1 rRNA gene is annotated in these 1,091 nt (G+C 56.6%); it reads left to right on the top strand.

What is annotated here, in order from left to right:
* Positions 1-1,073, top strand: a 16S ribosomal RNA gene (locus AS031_RS19350); the annotation flags it as partial.
* Positions 1,074-1,091 lie beyond the last annotated feature (18 nt).

The following is a 1,091-nucleotide window of genomic DNA, read 5'->3' as shown; positions in this document are numbered from 1 at the left end:
AAGTGACGGTACCTGCAGAAGAAGCGCCGGCTAACTACGTGCCAGCAGCCGCGGTAATACGTAGGGCGCAAGCGTTATCCGGAATTATTGGGCGTAAAGAGCTCGTAGGCGGTTTGTCGCGTCTGCCGTGAAAGTCCGGGGCTCAACTCCGGATCTGCGGTGGGTACGGGCAGACTAGAGTGATGTAGGGGAGACTGGAATTCCTGGTGTAGCGGTGAAATGCGCAGATATCAGGAGGAACACCGATGGCGAAGGCAGGTCTCTGGGCATTAACTGACGCTGAGGAGCGAAAGCATGGGGAGCGAACAGGATTAGATACCCTGGTAGTCCATGCCGTAAACGTTGGGCACTAGGTGTGGGGGACATTCCACGTTTTCCGCGCCGTAGCTAACGCATTAAGTGCCCCGCCTGGGGAGTACGGCCGCAAGGCTAAAACTCAAAGGAATTGACGGGGGCCCGCACAAGCGGCGGAGCATGCGGATTAATTCGATGCAACGCGAAGAACCTTACCAAGGCTTGACATGAACCGGACCGGGCTGGAAACAGTCTTTCCCCTTGTGGGCTGGTTTACAGGTGGTGCATGGTTGTCGTCAGCTCGTGTCGTGAGATGTTGGGTTAAGTCCCGCAACGAGCGCAACCCTCGTTCTATGTTGCCAGCACGTGATGGTGGGGACTCATAGGAGACTGCCGGGGTCAACTCGGAGGAAGGTGGGGACGACGTCAAATCATCATGCCCCTTATGTCTTGGGCTTCACGCATGCTACAATGGCCGGTACAAAGGGTTGCGATACTGTGAGGTGGAGCTAATCCCAAAAAGCCGGTCTCAGTTCGGATTGGGGTCTGCAACTCGACCCCATGAAGTCGGAGTCGCTAGTAATCGCAGATCAGCAACGCTGCGGTGAATACGTTCCCGGGCCTTGTACACACCGCCCGTCAAGTCACGAAAGTTGGTAACACCCGAAGCCGGTGGCCTAACCCCTTGTGGGAGGGAGCCGTCGAAGGTGGGACTGGCGATTGGGACTAAGTCGTAACAAGGTAGCCGTACCGGAAGGTGCGGCTGGATCACCTCCTTTCTAAGGAGCACCTACAAC

Source organism: Pseudarthrobacter enclensis, from assembly GCF_001457025.1.
Classification (GTDB): domain Bacteria; phylum Actinomycetota; class Actinomycetes; order Actinomycetales; family Micrococcaceae; genus Arthrobacter; species Arthrobacter enclensis.
This window is presented reverse-complemented; position numbering and strand designations above follow the sequence as displayed.